General features: G+C 61.8%; 25 protein-coding genes. 21 read left to right on the forward strand and 4 right to left on the reverse strand.

What is annotated here, in order from left to right; translation table 11 throughout:
* Positions 1-145: 145 nt before the first annotated feature.
* A complete protein-coding gene (locus NKJ40_RS13430; protein WP_023674867.1) occupies positions 146-658 on the forward strand; it encodes a single-stranded DNA-binding protein in 513 nt (170 codons plus the stop codon).
* Between the two features lie 122 nt (positions 659-780).
* Complete coding sequence (locus tag NKJ40_RS13435; RefSeq protein ID WP_352466427.1) at positions 781-1,206, forward strand: OsmC family protein; 426 nt, start codon at positions 781-783, stop codon at positions 1,204-1,206.
* An 8-nt stretch (positions 1,207-1,214) separates the two neighbouring features.
* Here the strand turns inward: NKJ40_RS13435 and NKJ40_RS13440 are convergent, their stop codons facing one another.
* Together NKJ40_RS13440 and NKJ40_RS13445 are read right to left on the reverse strand one after the other, a co-directional pair.
* On the reverse strand, positions 1,215-1,844 hold the full coding sequence (locus NKJ40_RS13440; protein ID WP_352466428.1) for a MarC family protein: 630 nt from the start codon (positions 1,842-1,844) through the stop codon (positions 1,215-1,217).
* A gap of 75 nt (positions 1,845-1,919) precedes the next feature.
* The gene (locus tag NKJ40_RS13445) at positions 1,920-2,450 is read right to left on the reverse strand and encodes a hypothetical protein (RefSeq protein WP_352466429.1); all 531 of its coding nucleotides are present in this window, start codon (positions 2,448-2,450) and stop codon (positions 1,920-1,922) included.
* Between the two features lie 86 nt (positions 2,451-2,536).
* On the opposite strand from NKJ40_RS13445, the gene NKJ40_RS13450 reads away from it, so the two are divergent.
* Positions 2,537-3,364: a helix-turn-helix transcriptional regulator gene (locus NKJ40_RS13450; RefSeq protein ID WP_352466430.1), complete on the forward strand. Its 828-nt coding sequence runs from the start codon at positions 2,537-2,539 to the stop codon at positions 3,362-3,364.
* Between the two features lie 148 nt (positions 3,365-3,512).
* Entirely contained in the window at positions 3,513-6,323 is a 2,811-nt protein-coding gene (gene gyrA, locus NKJ40_RS13455) for a DNA gyrase subunit A (protein ID WP_352466431.1), read from the forward strand.
* 56 nt (positions 6,324-6,379) lie between these two features.
* Here the strand turns inward: gyrA and NKJ40_RS13460 are convergent, their stop codons facing one another.
* Positions 6,380-6,532, reverse strand: coding sequence for a hypothetical protein (locus NKJ40_RS13460; protein WP_254817366.1), 153 nt, complete (start codon positions 6,530-6,532; stop codon positions 6,380-6,382).
* A gap of 196 nt (positions 6,533-6,728) precedes the next feature.
* Here NKJ40_RS13460 and coaD point away from each other — a divergent pair, with 196 nt between their 5' ends.
* The 8 genes from coaD (at position 6,729) to NKJ40_RS13500 (ending at position 12,922) form a co-directional block, all read left to right on the forward strand.
* Positions 6,729-7,229, forward strand: a complete 501-nt coding sequence (gene coaD / locus NKJ40_RS13465; protein ID WP_292653457.1) for a pantetheine-phosphate adenylyltransferase — start codon at positions 6,729-6,731, stop codon at positions 7,227-7,229.
* A 75-nt stretch (positions 7,230-7,304) separates the two neighbouring features.
* A complete protein-coding gene (locus NKJ40_RS13470; protein ID WP_292653458.1) occupies positions 7,305-7,895 on the forward strand; it encodes a peptidylprolyl isomerase in 591 nt (196 codons plus the stop codon).
* A gap of 28 nt (positions 7,896-7,923) precedes the next feature.
* Positions 7,924-8,436, forward strand: a complete 513-nt coding sequence (locus NKJ40_RS13475; protein ID WP_023717788.1) for a peptidylprolyl isomerase — start codon at positions 7,924-7,926, stop codon at positions 8,434-8,436.
* Complete coding sequence (locus NKJ40_RS13480) at positions 8,433-8,831, forward strand: hypothetical protein (RefSeq protein WP_352466432.1); 399 nt, start codon at positions 8,433-8,435, stop codon at positions 8,829-8,831. Before NKJ40_RS13475 ends, NKJ40_RS13480 begins: the two co-directional genes overlap by 4 nt.
* 12 nt (positions 8,832-8,843) lie before the next feature.
* Positions 8,844-9,929 (forward strand): tRNA preQ1(34) S-adenosylmethionine ribosyltransferase-isomerase QueA, encoded by a 1,086-nt coding sequence (gene queA / locus NKJ40_RS13485; RefSeq protein WP_352466433.1) that lies wholly within the window; start codon positions 8,844-8,846, stop codon positions 9,927-9,929.
* Positions 9,919-10,188, forward strand: coding sequence for a hypothetical protein (locus NKJ40_RS13490; RefSeq protein ID WP_352466434.1), 270 nt, complete (start codon positions 9,919-9,921; stop codon positions 10,186-10,188). The genes queA and NKJ40_RS13490 overlap by 11 nt, the downstream gene beginning before the upstream one ends.
* Positions 10,189-10,196: 8 nt before the next feature.
* Positions 10,197-11,327 carry a tRNA guanosine(34) transglycosylase Tgt gene (gene tgt / locus NKJ40_RS13495; RefSeq protein WP_292653462.1) on the forward strand — a complete coding sequence of 377 codons (1,131 nt, stop codon included), beginning with the start codon at positions 10,197-10,199 and terminating at the stop codon, positions 11,325-11,327.
* A gap of 215 nt (positions 11,328-11,542) precedes the next feature.
* A complete protein-coding gene (locus tag NKJ40_RS13500; RefSeq protein WP_352466435.1) occupies positions 11,543-12,922 on the forward strand; it encodes a glycosyltransferase family protein in 1,380 nt (459 codons plus the stop codon).
* 28 nt (positions 12,923-12,950) lie between these two features.
* On the opposite strand, the gene NKJ40_RS13505 is transcribed toward NKJ40_RS13500, so the two are convergent.
* Positions 12,951-13,370 (reverse strand): DUF4864 domain-containing protein, encoded by a 420-nt coding sequence (locus NKJ40_RS13505; RefSeq protein WP_352466436.1) that lies wholly within the window; start codon positions 13,368-13,370, stop codon positions 12,951-12,953.
* Positions 13,371-13,613: 243 nt separating this feature from the next.
* On the opposite strand from NKJ40_RS13505, the gene NKJ40_RS13510 reads away from it, so the two are divergent.
* The 9 genes from NKJ40_RS13510 (at position 13,614) to NKJ40_RS13550 (ending at position 23,289) form a co-directional block, all read left to right on the forward strand.
* Complete coding sequence (locus NKJ40_RS13510; RefSeq protein ID WP_023674883.1) at positions 13,614-13,850, forward strand: Lrp/AsnC ligand binding domain-containing protein; 237 nt, start codon at positions 13,614-13,616, stop codon at positions 13,848-13,850.
* Between the two features lie 170 nt (positions 13,851-14,020).
* Positions 14,021-15,433 (forward strand): circularly permuted type 2 ATP-grasp protein, encoded by a 1,413-nt coding sequence (locus NKJ40_RS13515; protein WP_352466437.1) that lies wholly within the window; start codon positions 14,021-14,023, stop codon positions 15,431-15,433.
* Positions 15,434-15,590: 157 nt separating this feature from the next.
* Positions 15,591-16,532, forward strand: coding sequence for an alpha-E domain-containing protein (locus tag NKJ40_RS13520; RefSeq protein WP_352466438.1), 942 nt, complete (start codon positions 15,591-15,593; stop codon positions 16,530-16,532).
* Between the two features lie 61 nt (positions 16,533-16,593).
* Entirely contained in the window at positions 16,594-17,388 is a 795-nt protein-coding gene (locus NKJ40_RS13525) for a transglutaminase family protein (protein ID WP_352466439.1), read from the forward strand.
* Positions 17,389-17,419: 31 nt separating this feature from the next.
* Positions 17,420-18,151, forward strand: a complete 732-nt coding sequence (locus NKJ40_RS13530) for a proteasome-type protease (RefSeq protein WP_352466440.1) — start codon at positions 17,420-17,422, stop codon at positions 18,149-18,151.
* A gap of 58 nt (positions 18,152-18,209) precedes the next feature.
* A complete protein-coding gene (locus NKJ40_RS13535; RefSeq protein WP_352466441.1) occupies positions 18,210-19,622 on the forward strand; it encodes a pyridoxal phosphate-dependent decarboxylase family protein in 1,413 nt (470 codons plus the stop codon).
* A 128-nt stretch (positions 19,623-19,750) separates the two neighbouring features.
* Positions 19,751-20,518: a DeoR/GlpR family DNA-binding transcription regulator gene (locus tag NKJ40_RS13540; protein ID WP_023674889.1), complete on the forward strand. Its 768-nt coding sequence runs from the start codon at positions 19,751-19,753 to the stop codon at positions 20,516-20,518.
* A gap of 125 nt (positions 20,519-20,643) precedes the next feature.
* A complete protein-coding gene (glpD, locus tag NKJ40_RS13545; RefSeq protein WP_352466442.1) occupies positions 20,644-22,170 on the forward strand; it encodes a glycerol-3-phosphate dehydrogenase in 1,527 nt (508 codons plus the stop codon).
* 39 nt (positions 22,171-22,209) lie between these two features.
* Positions 22,210-23,289, forward strand: a complete 1,080-nt coding sequence (locus NKJ40_RS13550; protein WP_352466443.1) for an ABC transporter ATP-binding protein — start codon at positions 22,210-22,212, stop codon at positions 23,287-23,289.
* Position 23,290 lies beyond the last annotated feature (1 nt).

The raw sequence follows: 23,290 nt of genomic DNA on the forward strand, positions 1-23,290 counted from the left end.
CTATTGACAGTGCAGGGCCTGTACTGTAGAACGAAAAGAGAACAAAAACGTTGTGGGAAAAGGCAGCGACGGCAGGCAGGGATTATCCGTAGCCTGTAAGGTGCAGCGACAGAAATCTGGTTTCGGATGAGCGCGGAGAAGTATCATGGCGGGTAGCGTCAACAAGGTCATTCTGGTGGGCAACCTCGGGGCGGACCCTGAAATCCGCCGCCTGAATTCGGGTGACCCGGTTGTCAACATTCGCATCGCGACGTCGGAAAGCTGGCGCGACAAGACATCCGGAGAGCGCAAGGAAAAGACCGAGTGGCACAATGTCGTGATCTTCAACGACCAGATCGCCAAGGTGGCCGAGCAGTATCTGAAGAAGGGCATGAAGGTCTATGTCGAGGGCCAGCTGCAGACGCGCAAATGGCAGGACCAGACCGGCAATGACCGCTATACGACCGAGGTCGTGTTGCAGAAATTCCGCGGCGAGCTGCAGATGCTCGATGCGCGGGGCGAGGGCGGCGGCCAGGTCGGCAACTATGCCGGTGGTGGTGCGAGCCGCGGTTCCGATTTCGGCCAGTCCGGCCCGGGCGAAAGTTTCAATCGCGGTGGCGCCAACAAGGGCGGCGGCGGTGGTTCGTCGCGCGAGCTGGACGACGAAATCCCGTTCTGATTTCTCGGGGCGGACTGCCCTTGCGGCGAAAAGCGCCAGCACCTTGGCCACGAAATGGCGTCCCGAAATCTGTCTTGGATTTTCGGGACGTTATGCGTTTGAGCGGTGAAAGGACGTATCAAGTGAAAGCAAGGGTCAAATGGGTCGAGGAGCGCACCTTCGTTGGCGAGTCCGCCAGTGGGCACAAGCTGGTGCTAGGCACTGCGTTCGGGCCGGAGGGCAAGACGCCGGGGCCGAGCCCAATGGAACTGGTGCTGATCGGTACCGGCGGCTGCTCGGCCTATGACGTGGTCCATATCCTCGAAAAGGGGCGCGAGGCGGTTGACGATTGTGTGGTCGAACTCGATGCCGACCGTGCAGAAGCCGATCCCAAGGTGTTCACCCGCATCCACATGCATTTTGTCGTCAAGGGCCGGGCGCTGTCACACGACAAGGTGAAGCGGGCGATCGGGCTTTCGATCGAGAAATACTGCTCGGCCTCGGCAATGATGGCCAAGACCGCCGAGATTACCCACGACTTCGAAGTCATTGAAACGACAGCGAAGTAGGGCAGTTCCTAAGTCGCCATCAGCGCCTTGATGCCGTCGGCGACGAACTGTACGGCGAGCGCCGCCAGGATGACGCCGAGCAGCCGTGTCAGGATCGAACGGCCGGTTTGGCCGAGGATACGGTCGATGCGCTCTGACAGCACGAACACCAGGTAAGTGATGACAAGGCAGATGGCGATGATGCCGACAAGTGCTGTCTGCGCGCCAAAACCCTGAAACGAGCTTGAGAGCAGGACGGTCGCCGAAATTGCGCCGGGACCGGCAATAAGCGGGATCGCCAGCGGAAAGGCGGCGATGTTGTGGATCATATCCCTGGTGATGGCGACGTCGCCGATCTTCTCCTTGCGGTCCTGCCGGCGCTCGAACACCATTTCGAAGGCGATGAAGAACAGCAGAAAGCCGCCGGCGACGCGGAAGGCCGGCAGGGTGATGCCGAAGACTGACAGGATCGACGCGCCGGCGATTGCGAACAACGCCACCACCAGGAAGGCGATGACCGAGGCGCGCACGGAGACCTGGTTGCGTTCCTCGCGGTTCATGCCGCGGGTCACGGCGAGGAAGAGCGGCGCCAGGCCGGGCGGATCGATCGTCACAAGTATGGTGACGAAGGCGTTGAACAGGCTGTCGAAGCTCGGCATGCTGACCCTCCCCCGCCGGCAATGCCGGATATCGGGATTGGTAGAGCAAAGCGGAGCCAGTGGAAACCGTGCGGATCACGGGCTCGCGGCGCGGCGCGCCAGGAACTCAACTTCGAGACGCCAGGTGGCGCCGTCGTCCTGTGAGCGTTCGCCCAGCCAGCGGAACGAATTTTCGGTGATGCGCGAAAAGCTCCAGCGCACAGCAGATCCGGTGCCGTCTGCGCCTTGCTGGATAATGGCGTCGCCCTCGGCACGGCCGAGCTGGCGGCTGTAGTACTGGCTGCGCGGATCGCTCCAGAAGATGTGCCAGGCGTCGACGCCGGGATCGTAGACGCGCAACGTCGTGCCATAGAAGGTCCATTTGCCGAGCGACGGCGAGGCGCCGGCGTCACGGGCGGGCAGGATCCATACGTCCTGGATCGCGCGGCCTTCGAGCACCCAGCCGAAATGCACCTCGCCGCGCCCGGTCAGCACCTGGCCGTCCTCGAGATGGCGCGTGGCGTCGAACGTCCAGGCGCCGACGAAGCGGCCGTAAAGGTTCAGTTTCTCGGCAAGAGCCGGTACGGGTCCATCGCTATGCAGGGCCTTGGCAAAGGAATTGGACATGGCTTCGCTCTCATCTTGTCAGGAGACCGGCAAGCATAGAGGCCGACAGGGGTTCTGCGCTTGGGAAAAATTGCTATATTTCGGCGATGGCGACGAGCGCGCACAGGCTGGCGTCGGGCCGAGGCTGGCAGGTGTCGGATGTCATCTGCACCGCCAGCGCCGCCGACAGGCCATTCGAGGAGGAGCATCGGGATTTCTGCATTGCCGCCGTAACCAGCGGCACCTTCCGCTATCGTGCGCGCCAGGGCACGGCGATGCTGGCGCCGGGCGCGCTCCTGCTCGGCAATCCCGGCACATGCTATGAATGCGGGCATGAGCATGGCGCTGGCGACCGCTGCCTCTCCTTCCATTTCGGACCGGCCTATATGGAGCGGATCGTCGCCGACGTGCCGGGCGCGAAGACGCTCGATTTCGGCACGCCACGCCTGCCGCCCTTGCCGGCGCTGGTGCCGCTGCTCGCCGACGCGGAGGCGGCGCGCGAGATGGCCGACACCGGCGCGTTCGAGGAACTCGCCCTGCGCATTGCTGGTGCAGCGGTGACAGCGGCTTACGGTGCCACGGAAGGACAAAGCGCGCCGAGCCGCCGTGACCAGAAGCGTGTTGCCGAAGCGGTGCGGCGCATCGAACTCGATGCCGACCGGCCGATCTCGCTTGCCGAACTCGCCGACGAGACCGCTACCAGCCCCTACCATTTCCTGCGCACCTTCCGGCACGTCGCCGGCATGACGCCCTACCAGTTCCTGCTGAGAGCGCGGCTGCACAGGGCAGCCGTGCGGCTGCGGACGTCGGATCAGGCGATTTCGACGATCGCCTTTGCGGCGGGATTCAACGATCTGTCGACCTTCAATCGCCGTTTCCGGCGGCTGATGGGCGAGGCGCCGGGTACTTATCGCGCCCGCCGGCGACGCTCGTGAAAGCGAGCCACGGCCATATCGTCGCAATTGGTGTATCCTTTTGAATTTGCCGCTAAAAACGACACTGGAAAACTGCCGCGATTGTTGGAGTTTCGGGCCGGCTTCCTATATAAGCACCAAGTGATTCCTGATTAGATTGTGATCCGATTTGACCGACCAAAAGACACCGCGCGGCGCCGACGGCGGCCCCACCGGCATCGAGCCGATATCCATCATCGAGGAGATGCAGCGCTCCTATCTCGATTACGCCATGAGCGTGATCGTCAGCCGCGCGCTGCCGGACGTGCGCGATGGCCTCAAGCCGGTGCATCGCCGCATCCTCTACGCCGCCCATGAGAGCGGCTATCACTGGAACCGCAAATATGTGAAATCGGCACGCCCGGTCGCCGACGTGATGGGTAAATACCATCCGCATGGCGACGCCTCGATCTACGACGCTTTGGTGCGCATGGCGCAGGACTGGTCGCTGCGCGTGCCGCTGATCGACGGGCAGGGCAATTTCGGCTCGATCGACGGCGATCCGCCGGCGGCGATGCGCTACACGGAATCGCGGCTGACCAAGGTCGCGCATGAGTTGCTGGAAGACATCGACAAGGACACCGTCGATTTCCAGGACACTTACGATGCGTCGGGCAGCGAACCGAAAGTCCTGCCGGCGCGCTTTCCGAACCTGTTGGTCAACGGCTCCGGCGGCATCGCCGTCGGCATGGCCACCAACATCCCGCCGCACAATCTGGGCGAGGTCTGCAACGGCGCCATTGCCCTCATCGACAATCCGGCGATCGATCTGCCGGCACTGATGGAGATCATTCCAGGGCCGGATTTCCCGACCGGCGGCATCGTGCTCGGCCGCTCCGGCATCTACAGCGCCTATTCGACCGGCCGCGGCTCCATCGTCATGCGCGGCCGCGTCAACGTCGAGGCGCGCGGCAACGACCGTGAGTCGATCGTCATCACCGAAGTTCCCTATCAGGTGAACAAGGCGTCGATGATCGAGAAGATGGCCGAGCTGGTGCGCGACAAGCGCATCGAAGGCATTTCCGACATTCGCGACGAGAGCGACCGCCAGGGCTACCGCGTCGTCATCGAACTGAAGCGCGACGCGGTCGCCGATGTCATCCTCAACCAGCTCTACCGCTTCACCCCGCTGCAGACGTCCTTCGGCGCCAACATGGTGGCGCTGAACGGCGGCAAGCCGGAATTGCTGACGCTGACCGACATGCTGAAGGCGTTCGTCGCCTTCCGTGAAGAGGTGATCAGCCGGCGCACGAAATTCCTGCTGCGCAAGGCGCGCGACCGCGCCCATGTGCTGGTCGGCCTTGCCATCGCCGTTGCCAACATCGATGAAGTCATCAAGCTGATCCGCAGCGCTCCGGACCCGCAGACGGCACGCGAGCAGTTGATGGAGCGGCGCTGGCCTTCGGGCGACGTGGAATCGTTGATTCTTTTGATCGACGACCCGCGCCATCGCATCAACGAGGACGGCACCTACAATCTCTCCGAGGAACAGGCGCGCGCCATCCTCGAACTGCGCCTGCAGCGCCTGACCGCGCTCGGCCGCGACGAGATTGCCGACGAACTGAACACGATCGGCGACGAGATCAAGGATTATCTCGATATCCTGTCGTCCCGCGCCCGCATCCAGCAGATCGTCAAGGACGAGCTCATCGCCGTGCGTGACGAATTCGGCACGCCGCGCCGCACCGAGCTCGCCGAGGGCGGGGCGGACATGGAAGACGAGGATCTGATCCAGCGCGAGGACATGGTCGTCACGGTGAGCCATTCCGGCTATATCAAGCGCGTGCCGCTGTCACTCTACCGGGCGCAGCGCCGCGGCGGCAAGGGCCGCTCCGGCATGTCGACCAAGGAAGAGGATTTCGTCACCCGGCTGTTCGTCGCGAACACGCACACGCCGGTGCTGTTCTTCTCCTCGCGCGGCATCGTCTACAAGGAAAAGGTCTGGCGCCTGCCGATCGGCAACCCGCAATCGCGCGGCAAGGCGCTGATCAATATGCTGCCGCTCGAACAGGGCGAGCGCATCACCACCATCATGCCGCTGCCGGAGGATGAGACGAGCTGGGGCGAGCTCGACGTGATGTTTGCCACCACGCGCGGCACCGTGCGCCGCAACAAGCTTTCGGACTTCGTCCAGGTCAACCGCAACGGCAAGATTGCCATGAAGCTGGACGAGGAAGGCGACGAGATCCTCGGCGTCGAGACCTGCACCGACAATGAGGACGTGCTTTTGACGGCAAGTTCCGGCCAGTGCATCCGCTTTCCGGTCAGCGACGTGCGCGTCTTCCAGAGCCGCAATTCGGTCGGCGTGCGCGGCATTGCGATGGCCGATGGTGACCGGGTGATCTCGATGGCGGTGATCGAGCATGTCGATGCGCCGCCGGCCGAGCGTGCCGCCTACCTCAAGCGGGTGGTGGCCGAACGCCGGCTTGCCGCCGACATCGCGGCGGGCGAGGAGGAGGAAATCCAGCTCACCAATGAGGAGGTCGGCGAAGAGGCGGAGCTTTCCGACGAGCGGTACGAATTCCTCAAGGCACATGAGCAGTTCGTGCTGACGGTGACGGAATATGGCTACGGCAAGCGTTCGTCGTCCTACGATTTCCGTCTGACCGGCCGTGGCGGCAAGGGTATTCGTGCCACTGACGTGTCGAAAACGGCCGAAATCGGCCGCCTGGTGGCGACCTTCCCGGTCGGCAATGACGATCAGATCATGCTGGTTTCGGATGGCGGCACCGTTATCCGCGTCCCGGTCAACGGCATTCGTTTCGCCAGCCGCGCCACCAAGGGCGTTACCATCTTCAATACCGCAGAGGGCGAGAAGGTCGTTTCGGTGGAGCGGATTTCAGAGCCGCAAGCGGACGAGGAGATCGAAGAGAGTGTCGAGGTTGAAGTTGGCGCTGTTACCGATGCCGAAGGTGGGGAGCCTGACACTACCGTCGAGTGAGTTTGCCACGGCGGCGCCAGCCCTATTGGCCGGCGTTGTGAAGAAACCCCCGCAATCTAGAAGTGGCGATAAGGCTTGCGGTTGCCGAAGCCTTCGAACCGCTTGGTATTGGCCTTGGCGCGGACGCGCTGTGCTTCCTGATGCAACCCGAATACGGTAGCGATCAGCATGGCGACGGTCATTGCGGTGGCGAGCATGTAGATCAGCATGTGCGTGTTCTCCTGCGCCTAACAACGATTAGATGGGTGTTTGGTTTCATCTTCTGCAGCTGCAAACTTAGTGAACACTGCGTGAAGCCGTTGTGAGCGGCACATTCATCTGTCGTTCACGTCGCCAAAAGGTTCATGGGGCGGGCCTGCCGATCGGATTTGCGTTTAGGGGAGAGGCTCGCTAGAAGCACCTGCCATGACCGAACGCATCGCCCTTTATGCCGGCTCTTTCGACCCGCTGACCAACGGCCATCTCGACGTGCTGAAGGCGTCGCTGGCCGTGGCGGATACCATCTACGCGGCGATCGGCATCCATCCCGGCAAGAAGCCGCTGTTTTCCTTCGAGGAACGGGTCGATCTTATCGAAACGGCCGCGAAGGCGGAATTCGGCAGCGACGGTGCGCGTATCAAAGTAGTCGATTTCGACGGGCTGGTCATCGACGCAGCCAGGAAGCATGGCGCCTCGATCATGATCCGCGGCCTGCGCGACGGCACCGATCTCGACTATGAGATGCAGATGGCCGGCATGAACGAGACCATGGCACCGGAGCTGCAGACGGTTTTCCTGCCCGCCAGCCCCTCGGTGCGCACCATTACCGCCACACTTGTGCGCCAGATAGCTTCGATGGGAGGCGACATCCGCCCCTTCGTGCCGGCGGCCGTGGCCGGCGCGCTCACCGCCAAATTCGCGAAATAAATGCATGTCGCCCAAAAGTGGAACCCGGCTTTGGGTAACGACTTGCATGAACGAAGATATTCGGAGAAAGATCCCATGCAGCTGAAAAAGCTTGCCTTCTTGCTTGCCGTGCTTGCCGGTCTTGTGACCGCATCCGTGTCGGCGTTTGCCGCCGATCCGGAAAACACCATGATCGTAACGCTGAAGGACGGCGACGTGACCATCGCGCTGAGGCCCGACCTTGCGCCGAAGCATGTCGCGCAGATCAAAAAGCTGGTGCGCCAGGGCGCCTACGACAACGTCGCCTTCCACCGCGTCATCGACGGCTTCATGGCACAGACCGGCGACGTCAAGTTCGGCAACATGAAGAGCGGCTTCAATGCCGACGCGGTCGGCACCGGCGGCTCCGATCTTCCTGACCTGCCGGCCGAATTCTCCAGCACCGAGCACTACCAGCGCGGCGTGGTCGGCATGGCCCGCTCCGACGATCCGAATTCCGCCAATTCGCAATTCTTCATCATGTTCGCGCCGGCACCGCCGCTCGATGGCCAGTACACCATCGTTGGCAATGTCGTCAGCGGCATGGAGCTGGTGGACCACATCAAGAAAGGCGAAGAGGCGCAGAACGGGACGGTGACCGACCCCGATCGCATGATCAAGGTGCGCATCGCCGCCGACGGCAAATAAACCCAAGTTTCAAAAGGATATTTCTGACATGGCCGAGATCAAGGACCGCGAGAACGCGCTCATCATGGACACGACCAAGGGCAAGGTCGTCATCGAATTGTTTCCAGACCTGGCGCCCGGCCATGTCGGCCGCATCAAGGAGCTGGCGCGCGAAGGCGCCTATGACGGTGTGGTCTTCCACCGCGTCATCGACGGCTTCATGGCGCAGACCGGCGACGTCAAGTTCGGCAACTCCAACAAGCCGTCTTTCGCACCGACCCGCGCCGGTACGGGCGGTTCCGACAAGCCCGACTTGAAGGCCGAGTTCTCCAACGCCAACCACGGCCGCGGCACCTGCTCGATGGCGCGCTCGCAGAACCCGAACTCGGCCAATTCGCAGTTCTTCATCTGCTTCGACGATGCCGCCTTCCTCAACCGCCAGTACACGGTATGGGGCCAGGTCATCGAAGGCATGGACAATGTCGACAAGATCAAGCGCGGCGAACCGGTGCAGGACCCCGACAAGATCGTGTCGCTCAAGGTCGCGGCCGACGTGAAATGACCAGCCGGGCTGTCGCGGCCATCGCATTTGTGCTCGTCGCGGCGGCCACTCCGGCGCTGGCGACGGAATCGATCGTTTGCAGCGCCGACGGCGGCGCGGCATCGATCGACGTTTTGATGGGACACACAGCCGTCATTGCGGTGGCGCGCGCGTGGCTGGATGCCGGCGGTAAGACATGGACGACGGACGGTCAGCCGGGTTCAACGAAAGTGATCGTCGGACAGGCATTCGAAGACGACGAGCGTATGCTGATCGATCTCACTGATGAGGGCCTCAGCTCGATCGTCGCCAAATTGCGGCTGGTCAAAGCCAGCGAGCAGTCCAGTTTCGCGATGGGCGGCACGCTGAGCATAGACGGTGTCGGCGCCTGGGCGGTGACCTGCCCGGAACCTTGAGGCGGGGATTTCTTGCGCGTCGATCTTTTCGACTTCGATCTGCCGGAAGAGCGCATCGCGCTTCGCCCAGCCGAACCGCGCGACAGCGCCAGAATGCTGGTGGTCAGGCCGGGTGAGGGGCTCGAGGACCGGACGGTGCGCGACCTGCCGTCCCTGCTCAAGGCCGGTGATGTGCTGGTCTTCAACGACACCAAGGTCATTCCGGCGCAGCTGAAGGGCATCAGGCGGCGCGGCGAGGCGGCGGCGCAGGTCGAAGCCACGCTGCATATGCGGACGGCGCCCGACCGCTGGCTCGCCTTCATGCGTCCGGGCAAGCGCGTCGCCGCCGGCGATCGCATCCATTTCGGTCATGACGCCAATTCCTGCTTTCTCGGCCAACTCGATGCGACCGTGATCGAGAAGGGGGAAGGCGGCGAGGTGCTGCTCGGCTTCGACCTGTCAGGTCCGTTCCTCGACGAGGCGCTGCATGCCGTCGGCCACATCCCGCTGCCGCCCTACATCGCCTCCAGGCGCGACGACGACGAACGCGACCGCAGTGATTATCAGACCATTTATGCTAGGGAGGAGGGTGCCGTCGCCGCGCCGACGGCAGGGCTGCATTTCACGCCGGAGCTGTTTGCGACGCTCGACGCCAAGGGCATAGAGCGCCGTTTCGTCACGCTGCATGTCGGCGCCGGCACGTTTTTGCCGGTGAAGGCGGACGACACCGCCGACCACAAGATGCACGCCGAAACCGGTTCGGTCAGCCCGGAAACCGCCGAGGCGCTGAATGCGGCGAAAGCAAAAGGAGGGCGCATTATCGCTGTCGGCACGACATCGCTGCGCTTGTTGGAGAGCGCGGCTGGCGAGGACGGCAGGCTGGCAGCATGGTCAGGCCCGACCGACATCTTCATCACGCCCGGCTATCGCTTCAAGACCGCAGACATGCTGATGACCAATTTCCATCTGCCGCGTTCGACGCTGTTCATGCTGGTTTCGGCCTTCTGCGGTTTGCAGACGATGCGCGCGGCCTATGCGCATGCGATCGAGAACCGCTACAGGTTTTATTCCTATGGAGACGCAAGTCTTCTGTTCAGGAAGGATACCGATGGACGATGACCTTGAAACCTTCGACCGCGAAGCCTTGATCGCCGAGGTCAGGAAACTGCGCGCCGGCATCCGCCAACACCGCGACGCCACCGGCCACGATCTGTGCTGGCATCATCCCGACCTGTGGTCGCTTTTGCCCGAAGAGACCGAGCCGGCGATTGCCGTGCCGCCGTGGCCGAAATTCATGCGCGGCTGCATCCGCTACCGCCAGTCGCTCGATAAGCAGGCTCCGGACGCGCCGGTATTCGACAAGGAGTTCGATGGCTAGGGAATTCAATGACTAACGCATTCACCTTCACGGTGCTGGCGACCGACGGCAGGGCGCGGCGTGGTGTAATCACCATGCCGCGCGGCGAAATCCGCACGCCTGCCTTCATGCCGGTCGGCACCGGCGGCACGGTGAAGGCCATGTATATGGATCAGGTGCGCGGCGTCGGCTCGGACATCATCCTTGGCAATACCTATCACCTGATGCTGAGACCCGGCGCCGAGCGCGTGGCTCGGCTCGGCGGCTTGCATGAATTCGCCTGCTGGCCGTATCCGATCCTCACCGACAGCGGCGGCTTCCAAGTGATGTCGCTGTCGAAGCTGCGGAAACTGACCGAGAATGGCGTGACCTTCCGTTCGCATATCGACGGCGGCGCCTACGAGATGTCGCCGGAGCGTTCCATCGAGATCCAGGGGCTGCTCGATTCAGACATCCAGATGCAGCTCGACGAGTGCACGGCGCTGCCGGCCAAGGAAAAAGAGATCGAGCGCGCCATGGAACTGTCGCTGCGCTGGGCCGAGCGCTGCAAGGCGGCATTCGGCGAGCAGCCCGGCAAGGCGATGTTCGGCATTGTGCAAGGCGGCGACGTGCCGGATCTGCGGCTGCGCTCGGCGCAGGCGCTGAAGGCAATGGAGCTGAAGGGCTATGCGATCGGCGGGCTGGCTGTCGGCGAGCCGCAAGCGGTGATGCTGGAGATGCTCGACATCACTTGCCCGGAGCTGCCGGCTGACCGGCCGCGCTACCTGATGGGTGTCGGCACGCCGGACGATATCTTGAAGTCGGTGGCGCGCGGCATCGACATGTTCGACTGCGTGATGCCGACGCGGGCAGGGCGCCATGGCCTTGCCTACACACGGCGCGGCAAGGTCAATCTACGCAACGCCCGCCATGCCGACGATCCGCGTCCGCTCGATGAGGAAAGCGACTGCCCGGCCGCACGCGACTATTCGCGGGCCTATTTGCACCATCTGGTGCGCTCGCAAGAGGCGCTTGGGGCGATGCTCCTGACCTGGAACAATCTGTCCTATTACCAGCAGTTGATGCGCGACATTCGTGAAGCGATCGAGGCTGGCAGGTTCGCCGAACAAGCCGAGATCATCACGCAGCAATGGGCAAACGGTGACCTCGCCGTCCGGTAGGCATGCTCGCCAGGAATCCGGCTCCAACGAGGAGCTGCACCTGCCATGAACTGTTTTGAAACGTCTGCCTAATAAGCATTGCCGGACAACGTTGGGCGAGGATCAAGAACCTGTTCGTCTCGGGGCAAGTTTCAGTTCCTGGCACGACGGTGCGGACGAATGGCATCGCTTCGCCTTCGTCTTCCGTGGCGGTCCAGCAATGGACGGCGGGGTCGTTGCTTGCCGCTCTGGTGATCGCCGTGACCGGTCTGGTCTTGCGCTTGCTTGGCGCGCGCGGCGACCTTTGGCTGGACGAGATCTGGAGCTTTGCACTGATCGAGCCGCTGACCTCGATCGATCAGATATTCTGGCGCGTCAATCACGACAACAATCATTTCCTCAACTCGGTCTATCTCTATCTCATCGGCCCCGACGCTTCGCCGCTGATCCAGCGAGGCCTGTCGATAGCATTAGGTGTTGCCACGATCGGTGCGGCGGCAGCGAGCGCCGCATCGCGCGGACGACAGGCGATGATTGCCACAAGCCTGTTGTTTGCCGTGAGCTATCCAATGGTCCATTACGGCTCGGAGGCGCGCGGCTATGCCGGCCTTGTGCTGTTCACGCTGCTTTCGGTGGTTTTTCTAGAGCGCCGGCTCGACAATAAACGGTGGTCTGGAATGGCCTTGGCAGCGGCGATCCTTTTCGGGTTCCTATGCCACCTCACCATGATCGGAATGGTGGCAGTCCTCGCAACCTGGACCGCGTGGCTCGCCTGGCAGCGTACGGCGCGGGCCGGCCGTGTCGTTGCGGACCTGGCGTCGATCTTCCTGCCGGCCCTGCTTGCCGTGCTGCCGCTGGCTGTCTGCGTGTTTGTCGGCGGCAGGCTGTTCGGCTTCAGTGTCGGTGGTGTTTCGCCGTTCTCGATTGCCGCCTTCGCGCAGGGCTATGGCGGGATGATCCGCTCTCTGTTCGGGCTGCCACCCTGGTTCGGCGACGGGCCCTATATCGTTGCCGCCTGTGGTCTTGTCGGCCTCTCCGCCGGTGTCTGGCGCGGTCGCCGGGCCAGCCTTTATGCCATCGGGATTATCGGACTGCCTTTGCTCATGGCGGCGGCACATCTGCCCAACCTCGAGTTCCCGCGCTATTTCATCATCAGCGGAACATTGCTGCTGCTCTGGGCCGGCGAGATGATTGGCCGCGGCCTGGATGCGCGCGGGACTGCCAGGCTACTTGCGATGGGGGCGCTGGCGATCGTGGTGAGTGGAAGCATTTCGTCGCTGCTCCAGTTCTATCAGTACGGACGCGGCTCGTACGCTGCTATGGTCGACGAGATGACCAGAAGTGGCGCTGCCACCTATGCCAGCAACAGTGATTTCCGCACCGCCATGGTCGTCGACTATTTTGCGGCGCGAATGGATCGTCGGGCATTGCTGGTTCCAGACGACAGGTTGTGCACCGAACGGCCCGCCTGGCTGATCCTCGAGGGGGACGTGGACAAACAAGCCGAACATGTCGAACCGGCGGCCGCATGCGCTCTGGCCTATGAACGGGCCGACGCGTCGAGACACTGGGGGTTTTCAGGCCTGAGCTGGACGCTCTACCGGCGACAGGAGTGAGACAGCTTTGCCCCTCCTCAAGCGCCCCTCAGGTGCTGAGCGACGTGGACGCGCGCAAGCTGCAGCCGGTGATCCGAAAGCTGCCGTCAGGCTGTAATTCGAGCGTGTAGACCGCCTCGTAGTCCTTGCCATCCGGGCCGACGATCAGCACCTGCTGGACGATCGAGGTCGGGCTCGTCTCGCGAACCTTGCCGAAGGAGTAGGTCTGCGGTTGGCGCACCGGCGGATAGCCGTTGGTCACCATGTTCATGAAGGTATCGACGGTCGGAAAGATGCGTTTCACATTCGGTGCGGCAAAGCTGTAGGCCGTCGCTCCATCATTGGCGATGAAGGCCTTCAATTGACCATCGATGACCGTCTGCGCCGCCGTGACTTCGGCGTCGCCGGCAAAGGCCGGGGAGGCGAAAATGAATGGAACGACTGCGAATGCGAAAAACGCGCGGCGCATGGCCTGTCTCCGTTGTCCCTGAGAAATCGCTGTCCGAAGGTACATGATACCATACGTTTTGCAGTGCTTCAGGGTTTCAGCCGAGCGCAAACATTCGGCGCGGCAGTCCGTGTCCAGACCGAGAAAGCGTTGCCGAGGCGAGAACTGCCTGAGCGATGGCCGATGCTTGAAAGGCGGGCGTCAGTCTGCCACAAGGGCCGCTCGATTATACCTAGAGTGTGCGATCTTGGGCAGGACCAGGCAATGAAGGCATTTTTCGTGCAGATAAAGTGCGATCTGGGCAAGGCCTATGACGTTGCCAGCGCTTTGGCCGATGCCGAGATCGCTTCGGAGATCTACTCGACAGCCGGAAACTACGACCTGCTCGCTAAATTCTATGTCGACGACGAGGAAGACATCGGCCATTTCGTCAACGAGAAAGTGCAGATTCTCCCGGGCATAAAGGACACGTTCACGGTCGTCACCTTTCGCGCCTTTTGACCTCGTTCGGCATTGCCCGGACAGGAGGCAAAGCCTGATCAACGCCCTATTGGTGCTGCCTTAATTTTAGGCAACCGCGATATACTGATCGCCGGCGCCCGCCAAATCACCGATTGCGCTTGATTTTCTCCAGAGAGGCCAGTGAAATGGCGTCACAGGGGAGTATGCGATTGGCAGTGTTCGACGAAATGCTTCCGGAAGTTTCCGGGCTGAGAAAACCGTATTCGGCTTACGATCGCTGGCTGAAGGAACAGGACCCGGCCAGGCTTACCGAGAAGATGCAAGACGCCGAACGCGTCTTTCGCAAGACCGGCATCACTTTCGCCGTCTACGGCGAGCAGGAAGCATCGGAGCGGCTGATACCCTTCGACATCGTTCCGCGCATCATTTCGGGCAATGAATGGCGACGGCTAACGCAAGGCATCGAGCAGCGCGTCCAGGCGCTGAACGCCTTTCTCGACGACATCTACCATCGCCAGGAGATCTTGCGCGCCGGCCGGGTGCCGAAGGAGTTGATCGCCAAGAACGAGGCGTTCCTGCCCGAGATGATCGGGGTGCGGCCGCCGGCCGGCGTCTATACCCACATCATCGGCGTCGACATCGTACGCATCAGCGAGAACGAGTTCTACGTGCTGGAGGACAATGCGCGCACGCCGTCCGGCGTCTCCTACATGCTGGAGAACCGCGAGACGATGATGCAGCTCTTTCCCGAACTGTTCCAGCAGATCAAGGTGCGGCCGGTGGAGAATTATCCGCAGCTCTTGCGCCAGTCGCTGGCGGCAGTGCGGCCGCAAAGCACCAAGGGCGCGCCGACCATTGCCGTGCTGACGCCGGGCAGCTTCAACTCAGCCTATTTCGAACATGCCTTCCTTGCCGACCAGATGGGGGTGCAACTTGTCGAAGGACAGGATCTGCGCGTCGTCGATGGCCATGTCGCGATGCGCACTACCGAGGGCTATAAGCAGATCGATGTGCTCTACCGGCGTGTCGACGATTCGTTTCTCGATCCGCTGACCTTCCGCCCCGACTCAGCACTTGGCGTGCCGGGCATCATGGACGTCTACCGCGCCGGCAATATCACGATCGCCAATGCGCCGGGGACGGGCATTGCCGACGACAAGGCGATCTATTCCTACATGCCCGAGATCGTCGAATTCTACACCGGCCGCAAGGCGATGCTCGGCAACATCCCGACCTGGCGCTGCTCGGAGCCCGACAGCCTGAAATATGTGCTCGAACACATCGACGAATTGGTGATCAAGGAAGTCCACGGGTCCGGCGGTTACGGCATGCTGGTCGGTCCGGCGGCGACCAAGAAGGAATGCGAGGATTTTTCCAAAAAGCTCGCGGCAAAACCGTCGAACTACATCGCCCAGCCGACGCTGGCACTGTCGACCTGCCCGATCCTGACGGACAAGGGGCTGGCACCGCGCCACGTCGATCTGCGCCCCTATGTGCTGGTTTCCGACCGTATACAGATCGTGCCCGGCGGGCTGACCAGAGTAGCGCTCAAGGAAGGCTCACTGGTCGTAAATTCCTCGCAAGGCGGCGGCACGAAGGATACGTGGGTGTTGGATGATTAGAGAGTGAATAGTGAATAGTGAATAGTGAATAGATAAGGATATGTGTCGTTGATGTTGGTGAAATACCCTGAAGTGAAGCACGCGGCATCGTGCCCTGGAATCTGGACAGTCACTATTCGCTATTCTCCATTCACTATTCACCGCAGGACCGCCTGACATGCTTCTCGGCCGCACCGCCAACGGGCTCTACTGGATGAACCGCTATATCGAGCGGGCGGAAAACATGGCGCGGCTGGTGGACGCCGGCTTGCGCATGGCGCTAACTCGTACTCAGAACGCTTCGGAGGAGTGGAATTCGGTGCTGCTCAGCGCCGGTTCGGACGCCGCCTTCACGCAGAAATATTCCGACTACACCGCCGCCAATGTCGCCGACTATCTGCTGCGCGATACGTCGAACCCGTCGAGCACGATGTCGTCTATCGAAACGGCCCGTAACAATGCCCGCATGGTGCGTACCGCACTGACGCGTGAAACCTGGGAAAGCATCAACGAAGCCTGGATGTCGCTGAAGCGGATGCTGGTCAAGCCGATCGACGAGCGCGACCTGCCCAACGCGCTCGACGCGATCAAACGCGAGACGGCGCTGATCCGCGGCTCGTTCTACGGCACGATGCTGCGCAACGAGATTTTCGATTTTTCGCAGCTCGGCACTTATGTCGAACGCGCCGACAACACCGCGCGCATCCTGGATGTGAAATACTACGTGCTGCTGCCGTCGATCTCCTGGGTCGGCTCGACGCTCGACAACTACCAGTGGGAATCGATCCTGCGCTCGGTGTCGGCGCACCGTTCCTATCGCTGGGTTTATGACGCCGACTACAAGCCGAGCAACATCGCCGATTATCTGATCCTCAACGTCCGCATGCCGCGCTCGCTGACCTTTTGCTACCGCTTCCTGACGGAGCATCTCAAATTCCTGGGTGACGACTATGGGGAGCGCCACGCCTGTCATGCGACGGCTGCCAAGACCCAGGCCATGCTGACGGCCGGCTCGATCAAGGATATTTTCGACGCCGGCCTGCATGAATTCCTGGCCAATTTCATCCGCGACAACACGAGGCTCGGCGACGAGATCGCGCAGGATTACAGGTTCTATTGAGCATGACCCCAAAAAGCGGAGACCGGTTTTCGGAAAAGCTCATGCTCCAGGGACGAGTGCGATGCGGCTGAAGATCACCCACCGGACGGAATACCGCTACGATGCGCCGGTGCATTATCTGTTGCAGCGTTTGCGGCTGCTCCCGGTGAACGGGCGCACCCAGACGGTACTGTCCTGGGCGCTGAAGATCGAAGGCGCACGCGAGGAAGTGCGCTTCACCGACCATTTCGGCAATGATACCCGGCTGTTGAGCGTCGAGGGCGAGCGCGACTTCATCACCGTCGAAGCAGCCGGCGAAGTGGTGACGCGCGACACCGCCGGCGTCTGCGGGCCGCACCAAGGTTTCGCGCCGCTCTGGCTGTTCGGCCATGAAACGCCGCTGACGACGATCGGCAGCGGCATTCGCGAACTTGCTGCCTCGGTCGGCAAGGGTACCGACATCGAAAGGCTGCACCGGTTGATGGCGGTGATCGGTGAGCGTGTCGCTTATACGCCAGACACCACCAACGCGACGACGCCGGCCGAAGAGGCCCTGGCGCTCAAGACCGGCGTTTGCCAGGACCACAGCCACATCTTCGTTGCCGCGGCGCGCGCCATGGATTTCCCGGCGCGCTACGTCAGCGGCTATCTGATGATGGATACAGCGATCGAGCAGGCAGCAAGCCACGCGTGGGCCGAGGCGCATGTCTCGGGCCTCGGCTGGGTCGCCTTCGATGTCGCCAACGGCATTTCTCCCGACGAACGCTATGTAAAGGTAGCGACCGGCCGCGATTATCGCGACGCAACCCCGGTATCGGGAATTCGGCTGGGACAGGCGGAAGAACAGCTTGCGGTCACCGTCACCGTGGAGCAGTAATCCCCGGCAAGATTGTTGCCAAAGAGATTCGATGACCTATTGCGTCGGCCTGAAAATCAATCACGGGCTCGTGTTCATGTCGGACACGCGCACCAATGCCGGTATGGATTCGATCTCGACCTTCAGGAAGATGCATGTCTGGGAAGAGCCGGGCGAGCGCGTCATCGTTTTGATGTCGGCCGGCAATCTGGCGACGACGCAGGCCGTAGTCAGCCTGCTCGACGAACGCACCAAGGCAGTGGCGGAGCGCCGTGCCACGCTGCTCGAAACGCCCTCCATGTACCAGACAGTCCGGTTGGTCGGAGACACCGTCAAGGAGGTCATCGCCAGTTCGTCGCCGGCGGGCGAAAAGGCGGATTCCTACTTCAACGCCTCCTTCATCCTCGGCGGTCAGATCAAGGGCAGCGCCCCGCGCCTGTTCATGATCTATCCGGAGGGCAATTTCATCGAATCGACCGACGACACGCCGTTCTTCCAGATCGGTGAGACCAAATACGGCAAGCCGATCATCATCCGCGCTTATGAAAGGACGATGAGTTTCGCCGAGACGGTGAAGTTGCTGCTGGTGTCGTTCGACTCGACGCTGAAGTCGAACCTGTCGGTCGGCCTGCCGCTCGACCTGCTGTTCTATGAAGAGGACACTTTCAAGGTCGGCCTCAAAAAGCGAATAACCCAGGACGACCAATATTATCGCACGATCTCGGATAGCTGGTCGAACGCGCTGAAGACCGCCTTTGCCAGCTTGCCTGATTTTCCCGAATGAAAACCTTCGCTTTTCGTGCTCTTTGATCGCGGCTCGATGAGGCGCTACGGAGGCGAAGATGAATAGCAACGAATTCCGCGAATGGTCGCTGCGAGCGGCTGAATGGGGCGCCGACTACAGAAACAGCCTTCGCGAAAGACCGGTGCGGCCGCTTGTCGAGCCGGGCGAAATCTTCAAAAGCATCGATGCCGCGCCGCCGGAAGACGGCGAAACGATGCAGGCAATCTTCGCCGATTTCGAGCAAAAGATCCTGCCAGGCATGACGCACTGGCAGCATCCGCGTTTCTTTGCCTATTTCCCGGCTAACGCGGCACCGGCCTCCGTCGTGGCCGAGTATCTGGTTTCCGCGATGGCTGCGCAATGCATGCTCTGGCAGACCTCGCCGGCGGCGACCGAGCTCGAGATGCGGGTCGTCGACTGGATGCGGCAGGCGCTTGGTCTGCCGGCGGGATTCTCCGGCGTCATGCAGGATTCGGCTTCATCGGCGACGCTTGCCGCCGTGCTGACCATGCGCGAGTGCGCGCTCGACTGGCAAGGAAACAAGAACGGCCTGCAAGGCCAGCCTATCGTGCGGGTCTATTCTTCCGACCAAGTCCATACTTCCATCGACCGGGCGATCTGGGTGTCGGGCGTCGGCGAGGCGAACCTCGTGCGCATTCCGGTCGCCGGACGCTTTCGCGCCATGCAGACGGCGGCTCTGGAAGCGGCGATCGTCGCCGACCGCGAAAACGGCATGCTGCCGGCCGGCATTATTGCCAGCGTCGGCGGCACAAGTACCGGCGGCACCGACGATGTCGCGGCTGTTGCCGCGGTGGCGAAGCGGCACGGGCTCTACCTGCACGTCGATGCCGCATGGGCCGGCTCCGCCATGATCTGCCCCGAGTTCCGGCATTTCTGGGCCGGCGTCGAACATGCCGATTCCATCGTCTTCAACCCGCACAAATGGCTGGGCGCACAGTTCGATTGCTCGATGCAATTCATCCGCCAGCCGGAAGACCTCGTGCGCACGCTGGCGATCAAGCCCGAATTCCTCAAGACGCATGGCCGCGACGGGGTCATCAACTACTCCGAATGGTCGGTGCCGCTCGGCCGAAGGTTCCGCGCGCTGAAACTTTGGTTCCTGCTGCGTGCGCATGGCTTGGAAAATCTGCGGAACATGATCCGCAACCATGTCGCCTGGAGCGAGGGCCTCGCCGCCTGGCTGGCTCGGGAACCGGATTTCGAGATCGTCACGGAACCGATGCTGTCGCTGTTCTCATTCCGCCATCTCGCGGCTGCGGGAATCGACCTTGACGAGCACAATTTGCGGCTGGTCAACGCGATCAACGATGACGGCCGCATTTACCTGACGCAGACCCGGGTGGACGGGCAGGTGGCGATCCGCTTTCAGGTCGGGCAGTTCGAAACGACTGCGGCGGACGTCGATACTGCTTTCGAGGTCATCACTGAGATCGCGCGGGGCCTGAGTTGATAGCCTCGTCGAGATTGCGCCGGAGCTTTTCTCTCTGCAGTCGCCCGATTTTCATTAGCCGGCTCATACCTGTTCATGGCTTTCGTTTTCAGCTATAGACGAGAAAAACGAAAATGAGAGGTTGCTAGATGTATCTGTCGCCGCGTCATTCCGAAATCATCCAGATGGCCAAAGATCATGGCCGCGTACTGGTCGAGGAGTTGGCGACGCATTTCAACGTGACGCCGCAGACGATCCGCAAGGATCTCAACGATCTCTGCGACCAGCGGCTTTTGTCCCGCATTCATGGCGGGGCATTGTTCCCGTCCGGCATCGAGAACATGGAATATGAGGCTCGGCGCAAGATCGCCGCCGAGGAGAAGGAGGCGATCGGCCGCGCAGCGGCCCGGCTGATCCCCGACAACGCCTCTCTGTTCATCAATATCGGGACAACGACGGAAGCGGTCAGCAAGTCGCTGCTCGATCACAGCGGCCTGATGGTCATCACCAATAACATCAATGTTGCCAACAGGATGCGCATATATCCTTCGATCGAGGTGGTGATCGCCGGCGGTGTCGTGCGCGGTTCCGACGGCGGTGTGGTCGGCGAGGCAGCGGTCGATTTCATCAGGCAGTTCAAAGTCGATTTTGCGGTGATCGGCGCCTCGGCCATCGACCATGACGGCGCACTGCTCGACTTCGATTTTCGCGAGGTGAAAGTGGCCCAGGCGATCATCGCCAACGCCCGGCATGTGATCCTGGTGTCGGACCAGACCAAATTCGAGCGCACCGCGCCCGTCCGCATTGGCCATCTGTCGCAGGTCAACACCTTTATCACCGATCGTTGCGACATTCCGTCGGTGCGCAAGATCTGCCAGGAGGCAGAAGTTCAGCTGATCGAAACGTCGCTCTCCTAGAGGTGCCGTTGCGGCATCTGCCGCCGTCCATATTTCGTTTGACATTCGTTATCATTTCGAAATAATCCCGCCACGGTTTCGCAAAACTCAAAAATGCTGCAATGCGAAATCGAGGGAGGATTTCTTTGGGCGCATCACCGATCCATGACATTTTCGTCATCGGTGGCGGCATCAATGGCTGCGGCATTGCCCGCGATGCCGTTGGGCGTGGCTTTTCGGTCTTTCTTGCCGAGATGAACGATCTGGCCAGCGGAACTTCTTCGGGTTCGACCAAACTGATCCATGGCGGCTTGCGCTATCTCGAATTCTACGAATTCCGCCTGGTGCGCGAAGCGCTGATGGAACGCGAGGTCCTGTGGAGGAACGCGCCGCATATCATCTGGCCGATGCGCTTCGTACTGCCATACGCCAAGGGGCTGCGTCCGGCCTGGCTGATCCGGCTCGGGCTTTTCCTCTACGACCATATTGGCGGGCGCAAATTGCTGCCGCCGACGAAAACGCTGGACATGGCCAAGGATCCGGCCGGTAAGCCGCTGAAGCCGCTGTTTCGAAAGGCGTTCGAATATTCCGACGGTTGGGTCAACGATGCCCGGCTGGTTGTGTTGAACGCCCGTGACGCCACTGAGCGCGGCGCTATCATTCGAACCCGTACAAGGGTCGTCAGCGCACGCCGCGAAGGCAATCTCTGGACGGTCAGGCTTGAAAACGTGCGGACCGGCGATACCGAGGAGGTCAAGGCGCGGCTGCTGGTCAATGCCGCCGGCCCGTGGGTCGATCAGGTGCTTTCAGCCACCGTCGGCTTGAACGACGTGCACAATGTCCGCCTCGTGCAAGGCAGCCACATCGTCGTTGGCAAGAAATTCGACGACCCACGCGCCTATTTCTTTCAGAACAAGGACGGGCGCATAATTTTCGCCATCCCCTACGAAGACGAGTTCACGCTCATCGGCACCACCGACCGGGACTACCCCGGCGATCCGCACGACGTCAGGATCAGTGATGCCGAGATCGACTATCTCTGCGCTGCGGCAAGCGAATATTTCGCGCAGCCGGTCAGTCCGTCGGATATCGTCTGGACCTATTCCGCGGTGCGCCCGCTCTACGACGATGGCGCCTCAAAGGCGCAGGAAGCCACCCGCGACTATGTGCTGAAGGCCGATGGAGGCGAGGGTGCCGCCCCGATCGTCAACGCCTTTGGCGGCAAGATCACGACCTACCGCCGATTGTCGGAATCGATGCTCGAGAAGATCGAGGGTTTTCTCGGCAAGCGCGGCAAACCATGGACGGCAAACGCGCCGCTGCCCGGCGGTGACTTTCCCGTCACCGGCTTCGATGCCGAGGTGGCGAAACTGAAAACGGCGTACCCGTTCCTCGACGCGCGGCTGGCCCGCCGGTTGACCCGGCTCTACGGCACTCGCGCAAGGAAGCTGCTGGGCCTCGCCAAATCGAACGCCGATCTTGGCCGCAACTTCGGCGCCGATCTCTACGAAGCCGAGGTACGTTACCTCGTCGAAAACGAATGGGCGATGACTGCCGAGGATGTATTGTGGCGCCGGACCAAGCGCGGCCTGCGTCTCAGCCGTGAGCAGGCGGCAGTGCTCGACGAGTTCATGCGCGGAATAAGCCGGCAGCACGTAGCGGCTGCCGAATAGGGGCCGCCGACTGATGCAGAAAGCCTGGGAGGAGGCATCATGCTTGAACTGAGAAACGTGACGAAGACGGTGGGTGCGGCGGAACATATCCGCGACGTGTCGCTGACGCTTCAGCACGGCTCGCTCAACGTCCTGCTCGGGCCGACGCTCTCCGGCAAGACCAGCCTGATGCGGCTGATGGCGGGCCTCGACGTGCCGACCTCCGGCTCGGTCTGGTTCGATGGCAAGGATGTCACCGGCATGCCGGTGCAAAAGCGCAACGTCGCCATGGTCTACCAGCAATTCATCAATTATCCGGCGATGACGGTCTACGAAAACATCGCCTCACCGCTGCGGGTGGCCGGCACGGATCAGGCAACGATCGACAGGGAGGTGCGCAATGCCGCCGCCCTTCTCAAACTCACGCCCTATCTCGACCGGACGCCTCTCAGTCTGTCGGGCGGCCAGCAGCAGCGCACCGCGCTGGCCCGCGCGATCGTCAAGAATGCCAGCCTCGTGCTGCTCGCCGAGCCACTCGCCAATCTCGACTACAAGCTGCGCGAAGAATTACGCGCGGAACTGCCGAAAGTCTTCGCGGCCGCCGGCACAATCTTCGTTTATGCCACGACCGAGCCGCACGAGGCCTTGCTGCTCGGCGGCAACACGGCGACGCTTTCCGAAGGCAGCATCACCCAGTTCGGGCCGACCATCGAAGTGTTCCGCAAGCCGGTCGATCTGGTGACGGCGAGAACCTTCGCCGATCCGCCGCTCAACACCATCGTGCTTGCCAAGAAGGGCCTGGATTTCCTGCTCGAGGGCGGCGTGAAATTGCCGGTGCCGGCCGAACTCTTCGGCATTGCCGATGCGATCTATACGATCGGCTTCCAGCCTCATCATCTTTCCCTCGATCGGCCCAACGCCGCCGCAGTGCCGGTGCGCGCAAAGGTGACGATCACTGAGATCACTGGATCGGAAAGCTTCATCCATCTCGATTTTGCCGATGCGCGCTGGGTCATGCTGACCCACGGCATTCGCGACTTCGAGCCGGACGAGGAGGTCGAGGTGTTCATCGACCCTCGCCACATCATGGTCTTCGACGAGCACGGCCGCGCCGTGGCCGCGCCGAAGCTGGCGGCTTAGG

This window comes from Mesorhizobium sp. M0119 (genome assembly GCF_040322615.1).
Lineage (GTDB): Bacteria > Pseudomonadota > Alphaproteobacteria > Rhizobiales > Rhizobiaceae > Mesorhizobium.